This is a genomic window from Algoriphagus sp. PAP.12 (assembly GCF_026652115.1).
In the GTDB taxonomy this organism is placed as follows: Bacteria; Bacteroidota; Bacteroidia; order Cytophagales; family Cyclobacteriaceae; genus Algoriphagus.
The window spans coordinates 1-19,032 of sequence record NZ_JAPPSQ010000001.1 but is presented as its reverse complement, the minus strand read 5'-3'; the positions used below and the strand labels follow the sequence as shown (position 1 = coordinate 19,032).

At 39.3% G+C, this 19,032-nt stretch carries 21 protein-coding genes; 11 read left to right on the top strand and 10 right to left on the bottom strand.

The annotated features are described in order from the left end of the window. Positions 1–7: 7 nt before the first annotated feature. Positions 8–175, bottom strand: a complete 168-nt coding sequence (locus O0V13_RS00105) for a DUF1328 domain-containing protein (RefSeq protein WP_268032953.1) — start codon at positions 173–175, stop codon at positions 8–10. Positions 176–432: 257 nt separating this feature from the next. Here O0V13_RS00105 and O0V13_RS00100 point away from each other — a divergent pair, with 257 nt between their 5' ends. The 5 genes from O0V13_RS00100 to O0V13_RS00080 all read left to right on the top strand — a co-directional run bounded on the left by O0V13_RS00100 (position 433) and on the right by O0V13_RS00080 (position 3,712). After that, positions 433–627 (top strand): CsbD family protein, encoded by a 195-nt coding sequence (locus tag O0V13_RS00100; RefSeq protein WP_268032952.1) that lies wholly within the window; start codon positions 433–435, stop codon positions 625–627. A gap of 53 nt (positions 628–680) precedes the next feature. Then, positions 681–1,109 carry a hypothetical protein gene (locus O0V13_RS00095; RefSeq protein ID WP_268032951.1) on the top strand — a complete coding sequence of 143 codons (429 nt, stop codon included), beginning with the start codon at positions 681–683 and terminating at the stop codon, positions 1,107–1,109. A gap of 72 nt (positions 1,110–1,181) precedes the next feature. Further along, entirely contained in the window at positions 1,182–2,087 is a 906-nt protein-coding gene (locus O0V13_RS00090; RefSeq protein WP_268032950.1) for a YihY/virulence factor BrkB family protein, read from the top strand. Continuing rightward, a complete protein-coding gene (locus O0V13_RS00085; RefSeq protein WP_268032949.1) occupies positions 2,084–3,004 on the top strand; it encodes a mechanosensitive ion channel family protein in 921 nt (306 codons plus the stop codon). The genes O0V13_RS00090 and O0V13_RS00085 overlap by 4 nt, the downstream gene beginning before the upstream one ends. A 210-nt stretch (positions 3,005–3,214) precedes the next feature. Next, complete coding sequence (locus O0V13_RS00080) at positions 3,215–3,712, top strand: Dps family protein (protein WP_268032948.1); 498 nt, start codon at positions 3,215–3,217, stop codon at positions 3,710–3,712. Positions 3,713–3,759: 47 nt separating this feature from the next. On the opposite strand, the gene O0V13_RS00075 is transcribed toward O0V13_RS00080, so the two are convergent. The 3 genes from O0V13_RS00075 to O0V13_RS00065 are packed head-to-tail and all read right to left on the bottom strand — an operon-like array spanning position 3,760 to position 7,657. Further along, the gene (locus O0V13_RS00075) at positions 3,760–4,494 is read right to left on the bottom strand and encodes an MIP/aquaporin family protein (protein WP_268032947.1); all 735 of its coding nucleotides are present in this window, start codon (positions 4,492–4,494) and stop codon (positions 3,760–3,762) included. A gap of 48 nt (positions 4,495–4,542) precedes the next feature. Beyond that, on the bottom strand, positions 4,543–6,039 hold the full coding sequence (glpK, locus tag O0V13_RS00070; protein WP_268032946.1) for a glycerol kinase GlpK: 1,497 nt from the start codon (positions 6,037–6,039) through the stop codon (positions 4,543–4,545). A 52-nt stretch (positions 6,040–6,091) separates the two neighbouring features. Next, a complete protein-coding gene (locus tag O0V13_RS00065) occupies positions 6,092–7,657 on the bottom strand; it encodes a glycerol-3-phosphate dehydrogenase/oxidase (RefSeq protein ID WP_268032945.1) in 1,566 nt (521 codons plus the stop codon). A 113-nt stretch (positions 7,658–7,770) separates the two neighbouring features. Between O0V13_RS00065 and O0V13_RS00060 the strand changes: the two genes are divergently transcribed. The 4 genes from O0V13_RS00060 to O0V13_RS00045 all read left to right on the top strand — a co-directional run bounded on the left by O0V13_RS00060 (position 7,771) and on the right by O0V13_RS00045 (position 11,416). Further along, a complete protein-coding gene (locus O0V13_RS00060) occupies positions 7,771–8,532 on the top strand; it encodes a DeoR/GlpR family DNA-binding transcription regulator (RefSeq protein WP_268032944.1) in 762 nt (253 codons plus the stop codon). A gap of 133 nt (positions 8,533–8,665) precedes the next feature. Then, complete coding sequence (locus O0V13_RS00055) at positions 8,666–8,875, top strand: hypothetical protein (RefSeq protein ID WP_268032943.1); 210 nt, start codon at positions 8,666–8,668, stop codon at positions 8,873–8,875. A 131-nt stretch (positions 8,876–9,006) separates the two neighbouring features. Further along, positions 9,007–10,161: a hypothetical protein gene (locus tag O0V13_RS00050; protein ID WP_268032942.1), complete on the top strand. Its 1,155-nt coding sequence runs from the start codon at positions 9,007–9,009 to the stop codon at positions 10,159–10,161. Next, positions 10,151–11,416 carry a hypothetical protein gene (locus O0V13_RS00045; RefSeq protein ID WP_268032941.1) on the top strand — a complete coding sequence of 422 codons (1,266 nt, stop codon included), beginning with the start codon at positions 10,151–10,153 and terminating at the stop codon, positions 11,414–11,416. The genes O0V13_RS00050 and O0V13_RS00045 overlap by 11 nt, the downstream gene beginning before the upstream one ends. Before the next feature lies 1 nt (position 11,417). Here O0V13_RS00045 and O0V13_RS00040 read toward each other — a convergent pair whose 3' ends face one another. The 5 genes from O0V13_RS00040 to O0V13_RS00020 all read right to left on the bottom strand — a co-directional run bounded on the left by O0V13_RS00040 (position 11,418) and on the right by O0V13_RS00020 (position 14,794). Beyond that, the gene (locus tag O0V13_RS00040; protein ID WP_268032940.1) at positions 11,418–11,918 is read right to left on the bottom strand and encodes a SixA phosphatase family protein; all 501 of its coding nucleotides are present in this window, start codon (positions 11,916–11,918) and stop codon (positions 11,418–11,420) included. Positions 11,919–12,018: 100 nt separating this feature from the next. Then, positions 12,019–12,753 (bottom strand): RluA family pseudouridine synthase, encoded by a 735-nt coding sequence (locus tag O0V13_RS00035; RefSeq protein ID WP_268032939.1) that lies wholly within the window; start codon positions 12,751–12,753, stop codon positions 12,019–12,021. 36 nt (positions 12,754–12,789) lie between these two features. Then, positions 12,790–13,764, bottom strand: coding sequence for a YpdA family putative bacillithiol disulfide reductase (locus O0V13_RS00030; protein ID WP_268032938.1), 975 nt, complete (start codon positions 13,762–13,764; stop codon positions 12,790–12,792). A gap of 11 nt (positions 13,765–13,775) precedes the next feature. Continuing rightward, positions 13,776–14,534 (bottom strand): NRDE family protein, encoded by a 759-nt coding sequence (locus O0V13_RS00025; protein ID WP_268032937.1) that lies wholly within the window; start codon positions 14,532–14,534, stop codon positions 13,776–13,778. Positions 14,535–14,626: 92 nt separating this feature from the next. Continuing rightward, positions 14,627–14,794: a hypothetical protein gene (locus O0V13_RS00020; protein ID WP_268032936.1), complete on the bottom strand. Its 168-nt coding sequence runs from the start codon at positions 14,792–14,794 to the stop codon at positions 14,627–14,629. Positions 14,795–14,896: 102 nt separating this feature from the next. Here O0V13_RS00020 and O0V13_RS00015 point away from each other — a divergent pair, with 102 nt between their 5' ends. Then, the gene (locus O0V13_RS00015) at positions 14,897–15,271 is read left to right on the top strand and encodes a BlaI/MecI/CopY family transcriptional regulator (RefSeq protein WP_073571046.1); all 375 of its coding nucleotides are present in this window, start codon (positions 14,897–14,899) and stop codon (positions 15,269–15,271) included. Further along, positions 15,268–17,355, top strand: coding sequence for a M56 family metallopeptidase (locus tag O0V13_RS00010; RefSeq protein ID WP_268032935.1), 2,088 nt, complete (start codon positions 15,268–15,270; stop codon positions 17,353–17,355). Before O0V13_RS00015 ends, O0V13_RS00010 begins: the two co-directional genes overlap by 4 nt. 69 nt (positions 17,356–17,424) lie before the next feature. On the opposite strand, the gene O0V13_RS00005 is transcribed toward O0V13_RS00010, so the two are convergent. Continuing rightward, positions 17,425–19,032, bottom strand: a 1,608-nt coding sequence (locus O0V13_RS00005) for a TonB-dependent receptor family protein (protein ID WP_268032934.1), incomplete at its 5' end; no start/stop codon positions are given.

Here is a 19,032-nt window from a genome sequence, read left to right as displayed (position 1 = left end):
ATCTTATCTATTTCCCGAGAATTTTTCCTCCGAAAATCAGAGTCAATAAAAAGAGTACGATAAAGATAAAGAAGAGAATTTTGGCAATAGATGCTGCTCCTGCTGCCAATCCTCCAAATCCAAATATTGCCGCAACTATTGCTACAACGAAGAAAATTAAAGCCCAACGTAACATATTATAAAGGTTTTTGTGAAAATTCGTTTGGCTACAATTCTGAAAAAAAGATGCCATTTCGCATTTTAAGCTGTATGAGGTGTTTTTTCATTTTTTGAACTAAAAACTGTGTAATAGCTTCCACAGATCTGAAAAATTTTCCCCACTCTTTCCTTCCGAAACACTTGATTTCCGGCTATTTGGGCTGTTTTGGGGCTTGGCAAGGTGATTGAACCTAATGTGTCAGAGTTTAATTGAAAATTTTAAATACCACAATTATGAAAACCGACGCAAAAATGAAAATTGAAGGATCTTGGACTGAAATCAAAGGAAAATTGAAGCAGAAATATGCCTCATTGACTGAAGATGATTTGATGTATGAAGAAGGTCAAGAAGAAGAACTTTACGGAAGACTTCAGAGAAAATTAGGTAAGACTATTGACGATATCAAAGAAGAGATCAACGGATTGTAAAAAGTAAGAGACTATAACCAATCATTTTTAATTACCATAAAATCTAAATTACCATGAAAACGAAAATCGCACTTGCAATCGGATGTATGGCCTTTGGATTGGCAGCAACTTCTTGTTCTGAAAAAGAAAAAAGCGAAGAAAAAGAGTTGATTGAAGTCAAGGTCAATGTTGCTGAAGAAAAAGCTGAAATGAAAGCTGATCTTCGAGAACTTGAGGCTGAGATCGACATGAAGATCGCTGAGCTAGAAGCAAAAAGAGAAAAAGCGAATGCTGAAATGAAAGCCGAAATTGATAAAATGGAAGCTGACTTGAAGGATGAGAAATCTGATATCGAGAAGGTCTTGGCAGATATTGAAAATGCTTCTGAAAACACTTGGATTGATGTAAAAACCAGTGTGAACAAAACTACCAGAGATTTAGAAGCAGAGTGGAAAAACTTCAAAGCTGAAGTTGATGAAACTTTTGATGGAGATGGGAAATAATATAATCCCTGCTTCAAAGACGCAGAATTGGGAATACTGATTCTGCGTTTTTTTATTCAAACCAATAGGAAAGTGAAAAGTGCCTGGCAAATAGTAAAGAAATCATTTTCCTCTTTTATTAAAGAGGATGCATTCACTTATTCAGCATCCATCTCTTTTTATACGATGCTGTCCTTGCCTGCCGTACTTTTAATTGTCGTCTCCGTTGCGGCAATTTTATACGAAGAAAACAGGATACAGGAAGAGCTGATCCACCAGTTTTCTATTTTGATAGGGAATAATACATCTGCTCAGATTGAATCAATTCTTTCTCAGTCGGCCATCGACAAGGATTCATCGTTTCTAGCAAGAGCCGTAGGAATTGGCACATTGATTTTTAGTTCTACCTCGGTCTTTATTTCTCTTCAATTGGCTATTAATAAAATCTGGGATATTGAGGCGAAACCGGAAAGAGCTTGGCTCCAATATATTATCAACCGCCTTCTTTCATTTGCCATGGTCATAGGGATTGGCTTTGTGATGTTGGTTTCCTTGGTAATTGAAGCGCTGCTTGTTCTATTCAAAAATTACCTTCAGAAATGGAATGATCAACTTTCGGCAATCTTGCTGGAACTTGGATCTGAACTGGTTTCTTTTGGAATAATTGTATTGATTTTTTCTCTAATGTTCAAAGTCCTTCCAGATGCTAAGCTCAAATGGAGAGATGTATGGGTAGGTGGATTAATTACATCAGTACTATTTCTTATTGGGAAATGGTTGATTGGGATTTACCTGGGCGCAAGTAGCTTGACTTCCCTTTATGGGGCAAGTGGGTCGCTTGTCGTTCTTCTTGTTTGGACTTACTATGCTTCCTTGATTTTCTTATTTGGAGCAAAAATCACTCATGTCTATACGAAGCATAGGGAGAAGAAATTGGAAACCTATGAATCTGCAGCCGAGGTTCGAACAATAAAAATTGAAAAGAATAAAAAAACATGAAAGCTGAATTAGAGAAACCAATTGATATAGTAATAGGGAAAATAGATGGATGGATAGATGGTTTCATTTCCATGATCCCCAACATGATTGTGGCCATTTTGGTCTTCATCGTTTTCTTACTAGTCGCTAAATGGGGTAAAAAATTAGCAGTCAAGTTGTTTTCAAAAACATCCTCCAATACGGCACTCAAAAACCTTCTGTCAACCTTTGTTCACTGGACCATTATGGGCTTAGGTCTATTTATTATTCTGGGGATTTTGGGTTTGGAAAAGGCGGTCACCTCACTATTGGCAGGTGTTGGAGTGGTAGGTTTGGCATTGGGTTTTGCCTTTCAAGATATCGCCGCAAATTTCGTTTCTGGGGTCATTTTGGCTTTTAGGAAACCTTATCGAATTGGAGATGTGATACAAATCAATGATGTCATGGGGAAAGTGCTTCGAACCAATTTAAGAGTTACGGTTTTGGAGACTTTTCAAGGCCAAGAAGTTTTTATTCCAAACAAAGAATTGCTTCAGGAAAATATTGTGAATTATTCGTCCCGCTCCCATCGTCAAATCATTGTGGAATCAGGTATCTCCTATGCCGAAGATTTGGAAAAAGTGGAGTCAGTAGTAAGGGAAGCCATTGGTGGACTGGAAGGAATAATCCGAAAAGATGAAATCATCTTTGATTACGATGAATTTGGAGGGAGTTCTATCAATTTCAACACTCGATTTTGGATAGAATATCCCGGAGAGCCTGGCTATTTGAACATGAAAAGTAAAGCTATCAAAGCGATAAAGAAAGCTTTGGATGCGAACGATATTACCATTCCGTTTCCTATCAGGACTTTGGATTTTGGGATCAAAGGAGGTGAAAAACTTTCTCAAATGCTGGTAAATCATGATGAGGATCAAGTTACTGAAAAGGCTTCCTGATGATTGATTCGAATGTTTTGGAGTTTCTACAGGGTGTGAAAATTTTTTCACACCCTTATTTTTTTGAGGAAATAGCCCACAAATATTCTTCTAATCTAGCTGATCAGACCCAAGAAAATTTTACAGTTTAGGTCTGCTCTAGAATCATGTTTTAAGAGGGTTTTTTGGAAAGGAAATTGGACTAAATGAGGTAACCAAATATTATTTATTATGACAACCACAAGCATAAAAAGAGCAACACTTTCAAACCATTTGAATCTCGATGAAAGTCAAATGAAAAAACTACATGGGATGATGAACGATGTTTTATCAGATTACCATGTGTTCTATCAAAATGTTAGAGGTTTTCATTGGAACGTGAAAGGGGATGACTTCTTTACGCTCCACGAAAAATTTGAAGAGCTTTATACTCAATTGTACCAAAACATTGATGATTTGGCAGAAAGAATCATAACAATCGGTTATCAGCCACTTCATTCCTATTCAGACTATATTTCCACTAGTATTCACAAGGAAATTACAAATGTGAGTGGGGAGGAAGAGACGGTAGACCAAGTAATCAATGGACTGGGTATGTTGATTTCCTCTCAAAGAAAAGCGGCTGAACTAGCTGGAGAGGCAGGCGATATCGCTACAGAAGATATGCTGACGACATTTGTGGCAGACCTCGAAAAAAGAATGTGGATGTTCACGATGTATAAAAAATAATTTTCCAATTGGGATGAGAAAAGGCCACTTCAAAGTGGCCTTTTTTTTTAAACTCCAAGAGCTAAATACAATCCCGCTGCAATTGCAGCTCCTGCGATTGGACCTAAAATAGGAACCCAGGCATAGCTCCAGTCGGAACTTCCTTTTCCTTTAATAGGTAGAATCTGGTGAATGATTCTTGGACCTAAATCTCTGGCTGGGTTGATGGCGTATCCTGTAGTTCCTCCTAATCCCATGCCGATTACCCAGACCAAAAAAGCAACTGGAATAGCCCCGATAGAACCTAATCCAATTGGCGTACTGCTTTCATCCCCCATTTCAGCTCCAGTGATATATAGTATTACAAAAATCAGAACGAAAGTGCCTATTAGCTCCGAGATAAAGTTGTTTTTGAGATTTCTAATGGCGGGACTTGTTGCAAAAGGAGCCGCAATTTCTCCTGGATCCTGCGTTGCTTTAAAATGATCGATATGAACCAACCAAGAAAGAAAAGCTCCAATGGCAGCTCCGATGATCTGTGCAATGATATAACCAGGAGCCATAGCCCAGTCGAAATTTCCGGCTAATGCTAAACCGATTGTAACAGCAGGATTCAGGTGAGCGCCACTGTATGGGCCAGCTACTACCACACCAACGAAAACAGCCAAAGCCCATGCTGTGGTAATCACTATCCAGCCAGAATTATTGCCCTTTGTTTTAGGTAGTACGACGTTGGCAACCACTCCTGATCCCAACAGGATCAAAAGAGCAGTACCTATTATTTCAGCAATGTATGGGTTCATGTGTCAGGTTATTTTTGAAGATAAAATGGAGAAAGGGAATCATAAAAATTATTCGACCCAGTTTTTGGATCTTTCCACAGCCTTGTCCCAAAAATGGAGAAGTTTTTCTTTTTTCTCGGATTCCATTTGAGGTTTGAAGCTTTTGTCAGAACTCCATAATTCATTGATTTCCCCTTGAGTCCAAAACCCAACCGCCAGTCCCGCCAAGAAAGCCGCACCAATAGCGGTAGTTTCAATAATTTGAGGTCTTTTGATTTCACAATCAAGCATGTCCGATTGGAATTGCATCAGGAAATTGTTAGCCGTAGCTCCGCCATCCACTCTAAGTTCTTTTGTCTTTTCTCCAGCATCCTTTTCCATCGCCTTGATCACGTCATGCACCTGATAGGCAATCGCTTCCAAAGCAGCTCTTGTGAAATGTGCTTCAGTAGTTCCCCGTGTGATACCGAAAAATGCACCCCTCGCATTCTGATCCCAATAGGGAGCGCCCAATCCAGCCAAAGCGGGAACAAAATAAACTCCTTCATTGTCAGGAATACTCAATGCTAGTTTTTCTGATTCTTTGGCATTGCCAAATAGGTGGATCCCATCTCTCAACCATTGAATAGCCGCTCCTCCAATAAAGACGGAGCCTTCCAGAGCATAATTGATTTCGTCTCCGATCTTCCATGCGACAGTCGTCAACAATTGGTTTTCGGATTTTACGGGTTCTTTTCCTGTATTCATTACTAAAAAGCAACCAGTTCCATAAGTTGTTTTGGCCATGCCTGGTTCGGTACATAATTGGCCAAAAAGGGCTGCTTGTTGATCTCCGGCAATTCCTGCAATTGGAATTTTGTTTTTCAAAACATCTCCAGCTGTCTCGCAATACACTTCCGAACAGGATTTTACCTCAGGAAGCATGGATTTTGGTATTTCAAAAAGATCCAGCAATTCATCATCCCACTCCTGAGAGTGAATGTTATAAAGCATCGTTCTACTGGCATTGGTGATGTCAGTGATGTGGTGAGCACCTCGGGTTAATTTCCAGATCAACCAAGAATCAACTGTGCCAAAAGCCAGTTCTCCAGCTTCAGCTTTTTGTCTGGCACCTGGTACATTTTCGAGTATCCAACGGATTTTGGTTCCTGAAAAATAAGAATCAATGATTAATCCAGTTTTGGAAGCGACTAAATCTACATGGCCTTGGTCTTTGAGACCGTTACAATAGGCGGATGTCCTTCGATCTTGCCAAACGATGGCGTTGTAGATTGGTTTTCCAGTTGCTCTTTCCCAGACTATGGTTGTTTCTCGTTGGTTGGTAATGCCGATCGCAGAAATCTCGTCAACCGGAATGTCTTTGTTGACCAACGATTCAATCATGACTGAGGATTGGGAAGTCCAGATCTCATGAGGATCATGCTCTACCCAGCCTTGGTTGGGGAAATGTTGCTTGAATTCTTTTTGAGCTAAGGAAACTATCTGGCCTTTTTTATCAAAAATAATGGCTCTTGAACTGGTAGTCCCCTGGTCCAAGGCCATGATATACTTCTTATTTTGAGGCATTCGTGGGTTTATTTATATAGAAAATAGGTAAAGGGTTGTCCTTCAATAAAAACTAGACTTTAATTAAATACTTTTCAGCCAATTTTTTAAAGTCTTCTACTTCAGCGGTAATCCATTCCTGGTCTTTTTTCAACTCCTTAGCCATTAATTCGGCCACTTTTTGACATGAATCTATCGCAGCATGAGCATCCAGAAATAACAATCTGATTCTTCTTGCTAAAATGTCTTCTACTCGGACAGCCATTTCATTTTGGATTGCCCAAACGACTTCGGCCATTAGGTAAGGATAGTTCGGATTGATTTTTTCGGCTAATTCAGGATTCTTTTTGGCAAGATCTTGAATTGCTTTTGCCTCTGAGCCATAAACTGACCAATGGCCTTCCGGGATTTCCATGGTATAGCCATAGAGTTTCATGTCCAAGGATTGACTTGGCGTCACCAATTCTCCGCTGACTTCTGGGTAATGATCAACAGTGTCTTCCCCCATTTTTCTGAAGGTTGTCCATTTGCCCCCTGTCAAGGTTACCAGCTTGGAATCTGAAATGATCACTTTATGGGATCTCGAGATTTCCTTGGTTTTAGTTCCCCCTTCTTTGGGTCTAGCCAAAGGCCTCAAGCCTGCAAAAACGGATAATACATCTTTTCTGGTTGGAGCTTCTTTCATATAACTGGCAGCAGTTTCCAGAATAAAATCAATTTCCTTTTGAAGAGGAGTTGGTTCCAATTTTGGTTTTTCTCTCAAGGTATCTGTGGTACCTACTACCAATTTATCATGCCATGGGACTGCGAAAAGAACTCTTCCATCCCTAGTCTTTGGAATCATCAAGGCATCATTTCCTCCTAAGAATTTTCGATCCATTACCAAATGAATCCCTTGGCTAGGTTGAATCATTTTCTCCGATCCAGGCTGGTCCATTTGGAGGATTTTATCAGCAAAAACGCCAGTGGCATTGACGATCATTTTGGCACGAAGAGAATATTTTTCTCCATTCAGCTCATCCCGAACCTTTAGGCCTATCAGCTTCCCATGCTCGTCTTTGATCAAGTCCTTTACCGATGCATAATTCAAAATGCAGGCTCCGGCATCATCAGCTGTTTTGGCGATGGCCAAAGCCAAACGAGCATCGTCAAATTGACCATCATGGTAAACAATTCCACCCTTAAGTCCGGCAGACTTGACTGATGGAAGCCTTCTCAAGGTTTCCTCTTTATTGATAAATGTACTGCTTCCCAAGCTTAAGGAACCAGCCATCCAATCGTAAAGCTTTAATCCAGCGCTGTAAGTTACTCGTTCCATCCAGCTGTAAACAGGAATAATGAAAGGCTGGTTTTCGGTCAGGTGAGGAGCGTTTTTCAATAATTTTCCGCGCTCTTTCAAGGCTTCGAGAACCAAGCCCACATCTCCCTGCGCTAAATATCTCACTCCACCATGTACCAATTTGGTACTTCGGCTTGAGGTTCCTTTGGCAAAATCTGCCTTTTCTAAAAGTACGACAGTAAGCCCTCTCGAAATTGCGTCCAACGCAACTCCCAGTCCTGATGAACCTCCGCCAATTACGGCAATATCCCAGATTTTGGACTGATCTGAGATTTGCTTTATGTTTTCTTCTCTATTCATTTCAAGCTAAAAGTAAAACAAAAAGGATATAAAAAGAAACTAAAAGAAAGTAAATGAAAGAAAATATGCATTAAATCCTTTCTTTTCCTTAATTTAGTTCAAAATATTAGCAAATGACACAAGCAGAGAGACATCGTTGCATTTTGGATGAACTAGGGAAGTCAGGTTTTGTGACAGTTTCGGATTTGTCCAAGTCCTTGGATGTGACAATGGTAACTGTCAGAAAGGATCTGAAAATCCTGGAAGATAAAGGTTTGCTGTATCGTTCTCATGGTAGTGCCACCACTGTTTCTCCCTATGTGTCTGATCGCTCTGTTCAGGTGAAAAAGCTGGAGCAAGTAGAAGAAAAGACCGCAATAGCCGCAAAAGCTTTGGAATACCTTGAAGACCAAGAAGCGATTATTATTGGTTCGGGAACTACTGTTGTGGCTTTTGCGCAGGCCATTCCCAAAAACAAACCTTTGACGGTCTTGACTGCTGCGATGAATGTAACGCTGGCATTATTGGATTGTCAAGATGTGGAATTGGTTCAGCTGGGTGGGGTAGTGAGAAAAAGCAGCGGATCTGCAGTGGGACATTATGCCGAGCAAATGCTTCAGAATTTTGCCTGCAGTAAGCTTTTTCTGAGTGTGGATGGAATTAGTTTGGATCATGGCTTGACCACTTCCAATATGATGGAGGCTCATCTCAATGCTCAAATGATTGCTTCGGTCCAGAAGACCATTGTCTTGGCTGATAGTCAAAAATTCGGAAAGAAAAGTTTTGGGAAAATCGGCGAATTGGAAGATGTGGATGTCATTATCACGGATTCGGGAATTCCTAAAATTTACCAGAATAGGTTGGAAGAAATTGGTATTGAGGTGTTTGTAGTTTGAAATAGATTGAGTTTAGTTTTGATTTTTCAAAAAAAAAAATAGGTTTAAATAGAATTAAGTTTTTAACCGGTTTTTAATTTTTTTCTCAGCCAAAAGTCAGGCTGGAATTTGACATTATTTAATCTGTATTGTTATGAAAAAGTTATTGTTTTTGGTAATTCTTTTGTTTCCATTAAGTTTTGGTTCGCAAGGTCAATCTGTTGATCCTCCTGAAATCGGAGAGTATACGGTATGTCGGTGTCATGGCGATTCTTGTCAAGGGGGTAATCAGATTTCAATCAGACGTGCTTGTGGCAGAATTCAGGCGACAGAATCCTGTTCGCCTGGATCAGACAATTGCTAGTGAGGTATTTAGCCCGTTTTAAACGGGCTATTTTTTCATACTAATGAATTTGTTGTTTTATGATTATTACTGATTTGTTTCCTTTTTTCCATAAATAATCAACAGGTGTTATTCAATTTAATCGTCTAGTAATGAATGAGATTCGTGTGGTTCTGCTATTTTTTTTGATTTGTTTTTTTTGCATCACTGCATGCAAAAAGCAGCAAGAAAATGATAGAATTTCCCTTGATTCAAGTGGAGCTAAAATAGAATTGATGTCTTTGGATACAATTCTTTTGGACGGTTCCCTTACTTCTCAAGTTGGTTATTTTTTTATTTCAGATTTGGGAGTTCATTTTGCAGACAGAGTTCAGTCAAAGCTTTTCACATTTTCATTGAAGGGGGAATATTTAGGAACTTCTTTGGAGAAAGGAGATGGTCCAAAAAATCAAAATGGATTACATGGACTGGTTTTTAAGGATAGTTTATTCTATGTCCTAAGTGATCAGTTCATTTCTATTTTTGATAGAGATTTTACAATTAAAGAGCGATTTCAATTTAAATGGGGAGGGCATGAACCCTATGAAGAGATGCTGAATTTCCCGACTGCGGATATGTTTGGGCTATACGAAATAGCCTGGATCAGTAGGTTAGTCAATATGCCTTTTATCCCTTTGGAAAAAGAAGGAGGCTTTATTCTCCCTGTGATGATGACTCATCCTAAGTTAAATGGGTATTGGACTACTGATTATTATGAGGAAGTTTCAAACTTAGGATTGTTTAATGAAAACTTAGAATTGATAAAGCTTGGAGGCAAACGATCAGAAGAATATTTAGATCACCATTTTTTACCAAACTTTGATTATACAAACCTTGTGAGGAGGCGAGGGGAACTGTTGGTTTCATTTCCAATTGATCATAAGATTTATGTTTATGATTTAGATTTGGAGTATCTCAGAAAGTTCGGCGATCCAGGTAAAATGATGAAACAGGATTATATCTCAACCCAAACTTTGGAGGAGGCAGAAGCTCAGTGGGAGTTAGATTTCGATCAATTTGGGTTCTATGATCACCTATTTTATGATGAGGAAAAAGATCTTCTTTTTAGGAGTTATGTGCCTCAAGGACGTAAGGAAAATTTTTCGCGCCTTCAAATTTACAGGGAAGAACGTTTAGTGGCTGACGTGAAGGTTCCATTGAGATTTAAAGTGATCGGTTCTAGCGGAAAGTTTTATTATGCAGATGGAATTATTGACGAAGAAAATGAGAAACTAGGATTCTATAAATTTTCAATCGATGAAATGTAAATTTTTAATAGCTCTGATTATTAGCTTCTTCCCAACTTTTTCAAGTGCCCAAGTTTTAAAGGTAGTTGATGCGAAAACTTTGATTCCAATTCCTTTTTTTCATTTATATGATTCTTTAAAAAGTAAAGTTTTAATCGGGGGAGAAGAGGGAGAAGTACCTATACAAGAAATACTTAAAGTTTATCAGGGATCTGTTCACATTTCGCATGTAGGATATGAAAAGTCAGTTCTGAATTTGAATGATTTTGTAAATGTTAATATAGACGTAGTTTGGGAATTAACTCCGATTGAAATTCAATTAGAAGAGGTTAAAGCTCAGGTATTTGATGAGGATCAGCTCTATAGGGATTTTCAAAAAAAATTAAAGGATCATTTAAGTTTAAATTCTTGGCTTGTAAGAGTCCATACTTTGGAATTGATTTCTGAGGAAGGGCAATTGATTGAGCAATATGGCTTATTTGGTTTTGGAGGTTTAGTAAACCGAAAAGGGAAGTTTGCCAAATTTGACAAATCAAATTATTTTTTGATATCAGAGTATGCTCGAAAAAACGGTGATATCAGCCCGGAGGGCTGGTTTACAACCAAGGATTTATTAGGAGTTTTGTTGAATGAGGTTTTTTTGTATTTGGAAGAAGTTAAGCCAAAGGATGTGGAAGTTTTGAACTCCTTTAGGGATGGTGCAATTTTTTTGGTCAAATTTCAACTTGGCGACCTAGGCTTAGAGCTTGTGATATCAGAGGACGTGGAGTTACATGAGATCAATTGGAATAAGCCCTTAGAATTAAATCTTGGTGATAACATCAATGTTAAGCCAGGAAAAATTAGATTCTACCCAAATTCTGATTTACTGGTTCCGATTTCAATAAATTTTGACTTTGAAATAGTCAAAAGTAATCAAAAACGACAGTTTTTCATGTTGTCCTCATTCATTCCTAATTCTTTGAATTACCAATTGTTTTTAAGTAAAAATTATGAACTGGCTGACTATTATCGGTTGATGACAGTTTTAGCAAATTATGATGACTATAATTCTGAGGATGTTTTTTTTGAATCTTCCATAGCAAAATTTGAAAACAGGAAGATGTCAAAATTTTCAGATTTTGATATGATAGAGAAGGTGAATTGGATAGATAATGATGCATTGGAAGTCATTTTTGATCGAAATCCAGAAGCAGATAAAAAGAAGGTGGATGAATTCTATATTTATAAAAAATCTCTTATTGAAGAGTTTAGAAAATTAGGCCTCACTTGGTAGTTCAATAATCCTTATAAACTTTCCTCAAAACCATGCTTCCTTCAGGATTTAGGTGGACCTCGTAAATGAAGTCGTATTCATTGTCCTGCAAGTCTTGGAATTTCTCACCCTCCTCGATAAACTCATTGGCCAACTGACTTACAGTATTGCTGTGGCCAACAACCAAAACATTTCCATCGAGATCCTTCAGTTTTTCGACTAAATCGGATTGATTTCGAGGGTCATAGGATTGAATCTCAAGTCCAGCCTGCTCAGCCGTAGGTTGTACGGTTAGTTGAGTTCTTTTGTAATCTGTGCTGAAAATGTGCTGAATGTCTTGATCCTGAAGTATCTGAGCCAATTTCCTTGACCTCACATATCCCACTTGAGCCAGTTCAGGATCCGGATCTTGAACTAGTTGCTTTTCAGCATGTCGCACGATATAGATGACCTTTGTTTTTTCCTTTTCTGCGCAGGAAATCAAAAGGAGGGAGGTGAATAAAACAAGGAATAGATTTCTCATGGTAAATCAATATAGGAATAATCCAAATTATTTACGCAAAGGCATGGCGATTCTGAAAACTCAAATTTTCAGTTTGCTGAATAGGAAATTCAACCTTTATTTATCCTGAATAGCTATTGTCCAAATGTTGGTCTTTCGCTTTCAACTCTTCAAATTCATAGAACTGTTCCCAAAATTCGCTTTCCGGCAAAGCCGCTCGTAGATACAATTTTTCCTTTTTGATAGGATGCACAAAAACCAAGTTGAAAGCATGCAGATTGATGCTGGCATCTGGATTTGCCTTGACAAACCCATATTTCAAGTCACCACGGATCGGACATCCCATAGATGCCAATTGTACACGGATCTGATGTGGTCGTCCGGATATCGGTCTTACTTCAATCAGCCAGTGATCATTTAACTTTCCTAAAGTTTTATAGTTTAATTCAGCCTTCTGAGACCCCGGTACTTCATGGTCATGGGCGGTGACCACATTCCTGTTTTCGTCCTTGGTCAACCAATGGGTCAGCTTACCCTGCATGTCTTTAGGTCTTTTTTTGACGATTGCCCAATAGACTTTATGAATGTCTCTTTTGCGAAAAAGCTCCATCATACGCTCCAATCCCTTGCTGGTACGAGCAAAAGCTACCAACCCGCTGACTGGTCTATCCAATCTATGGATCGGGTGAAGGAATACTGCTCCTGGCTTATTGTATTTGTTGGCGATGTATTCCTTACAATAATCAGTTAAGGTTTTGTCCCCTGTTTTATCGCCTTGCACCAGGATTCCTGCTGCCTTATTGACGATCAATAGGTGATTGTCCTCGTAAACGACGTTGAATGGCTTCTTTTTCATAGAATTGCAAAGGTAGCCAATAAAAATGAGTATGCTTTAGGAAAGCTTTTGTTTGATATCTCTCATAATTGAATCGGCATGAACGATGCTGTTTTCAATAAAGAATTCTCTTGTATTTAATCCGCCACAGACTACTCCGGCTAAATAAACTCCCGGAATATTTGATTCCTGATTGGCTTGATCGTAGCAAGGCTGACGCTTTTCATCCAGGCTTAATTCTACTCCGAGTTGATCCAAAAGGGCGAAATTCGGTTTGTATCCTGTCATGGCCAATACCCAGTCGTTTTCAATTGTCACATCTCCTTCAGGAGTTGCGATAACTACTTCCTTTTCACGGATTTCTTTGACTTTGGAATTCGGGAAAGCTTGAATTGATCCTTCTTTGATTCGATTCATGATGTCAGGGCGTACCCAGTATTTGACATTTTCGTCAATTTCATCACCCAAAAGGACCATGCTCACTTCCGCCCCTTTTCTCCAAGTTTCCAATGCGGCATCCACTGCAGAATTTGCTCCGCCTACAACCAGAACTTTCTGGGAAATAAATGCCCAAGGTTCTTTGTAATAATGCATGACTTTTTGCAATTCTTCTCCAGGGACATTCATCAGATTTGGCAAATCATAAAAACCTGTTGCTAAAACAATTTTCTTTGTCAAATATTCGCCTTTCGAAGTAATGATTTGAAACCCTCGATCTACCTTGTTTAAGGTCTGTACACCTTCGTAGAGATTTACCTTTAGCTTAAAGTGGAAATAGATGCGGCGGTAATACTCCAAAGCTTCTGTTCTGGTAGGTTTATTTCCTACTGACATAAAAGGAATGTCTGCCATCTCCAATCGATCTGAAGTGGAGAAAAAAGTCATATTTACCGGATAATTGTAAATAGAATTGGTCAAGGCACCTTTTTCCAATATCAGGTAATCCAAGTTGTTTTTTTGAGCCTCTACACCGCAAGCCAATCCGATAGGTCCTCCTCCGATGATGATTACATCATAGATTTTATTCATCATAATCTTTTTTTCTAATAGGTTTGAAACTGAGCGTTTGTGTCTTTAAAATTAGCATAATCCCATTCAAATCGCCTTTCTTTGATGCTGAGTTCATGATCCTTATTTAAGAGGACGGCTGAAGCTGATACCGTTCCATAGTTCCCATTCGAGCGGATCAATTGAGCAGAAAGGGCCTTTTCTAGTTCTTTGGGAGCTCCCGTATCAGGAAGCATATCCAAAGGATAGGTTTGTGTGGACTTAAGGATCTGGAGTAAGTGGTCTTCGGAGGGATCTTGATCCATCATTTTTTGCAATTGCGTTTTTGCCAGATCTATTTTCGGCCAAGCGGCATTGATCAAGCCATTGCTTAATCCATGGATGCCGGGTTCGATTTGCTGAATGTCTGATCCATAATTACTGTAATACCAAAGTTCATCGCCATCCGAAACCAAAAGATTAAATCCCTCATAAAGTGATTTGTCCTTTTGGACTCCGGATAAATACTCTTTGGGAGAAATGGAATCTTCCAGAAAATTTTGAACCAATTTTCCTCTGCTGATCTGGCCATTGCCGATGTTTTTGTAATCTCTATAATTCGTTAGGAGAGACCATCTGCCATTTGGATTAAACCCCATCCAGGTTCCACCACTTTTTAGATCTTTTCCGGCGTAAAAACCCTCTTCCCATAAATGAAGGGCAGAAGTGGGGCGGTCAAAAAACTCATCTCGATTAGCAGAAATAACCAAAGGGAACCGAGGGTCCTGCTTCCAGGAAAATGCTACTAGACACATAAAGTGGATAAAGGTTTTAAGCAGAAAAAGGTTCAATATAAGATGCAAGATATTAGTATCAAGTATCAAGAATCAAGAGCAAAGAGAAGAGATTAGAGATTTGAGAACAGAGAATCGAACATGGATTGTCCCCTGACTTTTACAGTAACGTCACATTTTAAACCTTCCAACTTTTCAACCGTGAAGTTTTTCGCTTTTTCATCCTGCCAAATTCCTTGGTTTACAATGAAATCATTTTTTTTATCGGTTTTATCCTTCATAATCAGTTCTTTAACAATTTTTAATACGATTTATTTCGTAGATGTTTTGGTGATACGACACATTTCGTATAACATTGTACGAAAGATGTCGTATAAACAGCCATGAGTAAACCAACAGAAGCAGAATTAGAGATTTTGTCCTACCTATGGGAAATGGGTGAGGCTAGTGTTCGCCAGGTTCATGAAAAATTATCTGAAACCAAGGAGACAGGCTATACCACCACTTTGAAAATCATGCAGATCATGTATTCAAAAGGGATGTTGACTCGTGACGAGCAAAGCCGAACTCATATCTATAGGCCTGTGGCGAAGAAGAATGATACACAAAAATCTTTGATCAAAAATCTGATGGCGACAGCATTTGGAGGTTCTTCCAAATCACTCGTGATGCAAGCCTTAGGCCAAGACAATCCATCCAAGGAAGAATTGGATGAAATCCGTGCTTTTTTAGATCAACTTGAAAATAAACAGTCATGAACCTTTTGAATGATTGGATTTCCGAAAACTTGCTCCAGGCTCTGGGATGGACTTTGGTGCATAGCATTTGGCAGCTAGTAATCATCGCTGCTATCCTTTGGATTAGCTTAAAAGTCTTTTCAAAAAAGAGTCCCGATTTCAAATATAAGCTCGCTTTAGGAGCATTGGGATTTAGTTTTATAGCTGCCGCAGCAACTTTATTGTATGAAATTTCTCTAATGCCCAATAGCTCGGATTCGTCTGTGGCCTTTGAAAATTGGACTAAACCATTCTTCATAGAAGGGCCTGCTGAAAACCAAAGTTTCGTGGAGTCCCTGATCAATTGGATCGAGATCCAACTGCCATTATTAGTCAATTTCTGGTTTGTTGGTGCTGTTCTTTTCTTATTCCGCTTATTCAATTCACTATCCGAAATCAAAGGGTTGAAGACCAGCAGTGTAGCTTGTAATCAAGTGGATTTGTTGGAAAAACTGGAAGAGATAAGTTCTCGATTGGGGATTTATAAAACTGTCCAATTAAAGATTACCAATCATGGACTTTCTCCTGTGACATTTGGCTTTTTGAAGCCTATAATTCTGATTCCTGCGGGTCTGATATTCCATTTAAGTCCAGCCCAATTGGAGGCAATTATTGCCCATGAACTAGCTCATGTAAAGCGAAATGACTACTTGATCAACCTTATTCAATCTTCTTTGGAGGTGGTTTTCTTCTACCATCCATGCTTCTGGTGGATCAATCAGACAGTGAAAGAATTAAGAGAAAATGCAGCTGATGATTTGGCAGTTTCAACCGGAATAGAGCCTAAAGTATTGGCTCGTAGCTTGGCAGAAGTACTGAATTTTGCACAACAAAATCCACCGGAGTTGGCTTTGGCCGCCGGCAAGAAGCGAAATCCGACTTTAAATAGAATTAAAAGAATCATGGGCATGCCAGCCCAGACGTATCCACAAAACCCTATTATTTCAATACCCATGCTACTAACACTCATATTCAGCGCAGGCTTGATTGCCAGTGCACAACAAGATGCCCCAACTTTAGATGAAGCCTTTGCTTTGGATGTTTCTCTGGAAAATCCTGAATTGGGCTATCTGGAACCTGTTAAAAAGAAAGCAGCAATTGTTTCTATCACCCAAACTGACACAATAAAGAAAGAAAAAAAGGTATTTCACGTAGAAGGTGAAGAGCCTATGATCTGGTCCACTGAAGATGGAGATACCTATGTAATCAAAGGGGGAGAGAAAGGGAAGTATGAATATAGAATCAAAGGAGACACCTTGATTTCAGGGAAAGACACGGTGATTTTGAAAGGAAATTCAGCTTTCTTTTTCAAGAATGGTCCTGATTTTAATTTCAGTACGATGCCAACTTTAGAATTGGCAGAAGCGCCTCATATGGACTTTTTTATGGAGGCTCCAGAAATGGAATTCGAGATGGCTCCTATGCCTGAAATGGAGTTTGAAATGGCTCCGGTCCCTGCTATGGATTTTGAAATGGCACCTATGCCTCCTATGGAATTTGAAGGGATGGAAGGTTTCTTTGAGTTTGATGGAAAGGAGTGGAGAGATTTCCACAAAGACACAGTAGGGATGACCAAAGCCGAGAAAGAAAAGTGGAAGAAAGATATGGAGCTTAGAGCTGCTGAAATTGAGAAAAAAGCTGAGGAATGGAAGAAGAACTTTGAGCCGAAAATGAAAGAATTTGAGGCAAAAATGAAGGAGTGGGAAAAGCAGAATGAGCCAAGGATGAAGGAGTTTGAAGCTAAAATGGAAGCATGGCAAAAATCCAATGAGCCGAAGATGAAAGAATTCGAAGAGAAGATGAAAGCCTGGGAGAAGGAGAATGAACCTCGAATGAAAGAATGGGAGGCCAAAATGAAAGCTTGGCAAGATGCTCAAGAACCTAAGATGAAGGAGTTTGAAGCTAAAATGAAAGCTTGGCAGGATTCGCAACAGCCAAAAATCGAAGAGTTTCAGAGGAAAATGGAAATTTGGCAAAAAGAAAATGCCGCAAAACTGGATGAATTCAGAAAGAAAGTAGAAGCTGAATTCAAGAAAAACCAGGATGAAAATACTAACGATAATTAATTGTGTGTTGATGCCTTCAAAAAAGCTCCGGCCTGTGGTCGGAGCTTTTTTGTTGTGGCAATTCCTGCTTTAAATCTTAAATCCAAGAGATAGGACAAGACTTCTCCCGTCTGAGGGCCAGATTCCAGGCCCTGGATACATTTGAGGTCTTTTTGTGAAATAAGATTTATTGAAAATATTTAAGAGGCTTGCTCGGAAAGTCAGATTCTTCACTTTATAAATACTTTGAAGGTCAAAGACATGATAGGCCGGTACTATACCAACAGCTCCCGATAGGGGAGGGGTCCTGGTGTTCAGAGCATCAGCAAAACTTTCGCTTACATATTGATGCTGAAGAGAAAGGTGGAAAAGTCCGGAGGAGAAATTCAGGCCATTTCTGCTGATCCATTCAGGTGCTGCTTCAACTTTGTTTCCTTTGATAGAAACATTGCTTTCTCCATTGGAAACCTCGCCTTTAATGTATTTGGCATTCATCCAGCTTGAGGAAGTATAAAAGGATAAAGAGAAACTTTCATTTCTGAAAAACTCCCAATCCCAAAGAAGCTCCAGTCCTGTGGTTCTGGTATCTCCTATGTTGTTTTTTTGAAGGTAAGTTGTCCCTTCTTGCTCCACTAGTAAGTTTCCAAGTCGGTTTCCGATAAACGTTTGGAATATTGTTGCATTGAAACTTAATCCGTCCGATCGATTGCTTTCCCAGCCTATTTCTGAATTATATCCAAAGCTGTCCTCCAAGTCAGAACTGATTAGATTCAATGGTGAGCCGGGAATAATGTCCTGAAAAATAACTGGTCGATTGGCCTGGGAAATACCTCCATAGATTCTGTCTTTAGGACTTACCTCATAATTCGCATTAATTCCCAAGGTGACAAAATCATAATCGATATTAACTGGAACCTGGGAAGCTTCTATATAGGAGATGGTGCCGGACATATTGGAGCTTCCACGCTGAATCCTTATTCCCGGACTGAGTGAAAACTGTTCGGAAAAGACAAATTGATTTTCTAAAGCAAAGGCAATGCTTTGACTTTTCAGATTCATGTCGCGAGGGAAATCTCCTTCCACGCTTAGATCATAATCTGTTCCCGTAGTGCCTTTTCCTCTCTGCCTTCTATCAAATGAGTTGTTGAAATAGCGGGTCGAAAATGAGAGGTTGTTTTGGACTGAACCCAGTTCATATTGGTGAAGAATTCTACCTTCTATCGTACGAGTATGGTAATTGTCGATATCAACATTCCTATTTGAGTATTCATTGGTTTCAGGATTGATTTCATCAGGATCATCTGCTAGGCCATTAAAAGTGACCGAGCTTCTTTGGCCAAAAACACCACTTCCTACAATGCTGTATTGTGTGTTTTTACCTAAGCTTCCTTCCAAAGTGATGGCTGGAATCCAGATATCAGGACTGTAATAGTTTCTGCTTCTGTTTGCTTGAGTCGGATCGTCTTTGAATTGCTCGTCAGTCAATTGACCTGGGATCCTATAGAGGTAGGTGCTCCTCGAAAGTTCTGCCTTTGCCTTTAATTTCTCTGAAAATTGATAAGAGATTTCAGCACGCTGAGCATCCGAATGGGATTCTGCTCCATCTCGATATCCATCAGAAATCCTTTTCTGGTAATAGGCGTAATAGCTCCATTTTCCAATGGTTCCACTGATGGACGTGAAGTTGGATAATAACCC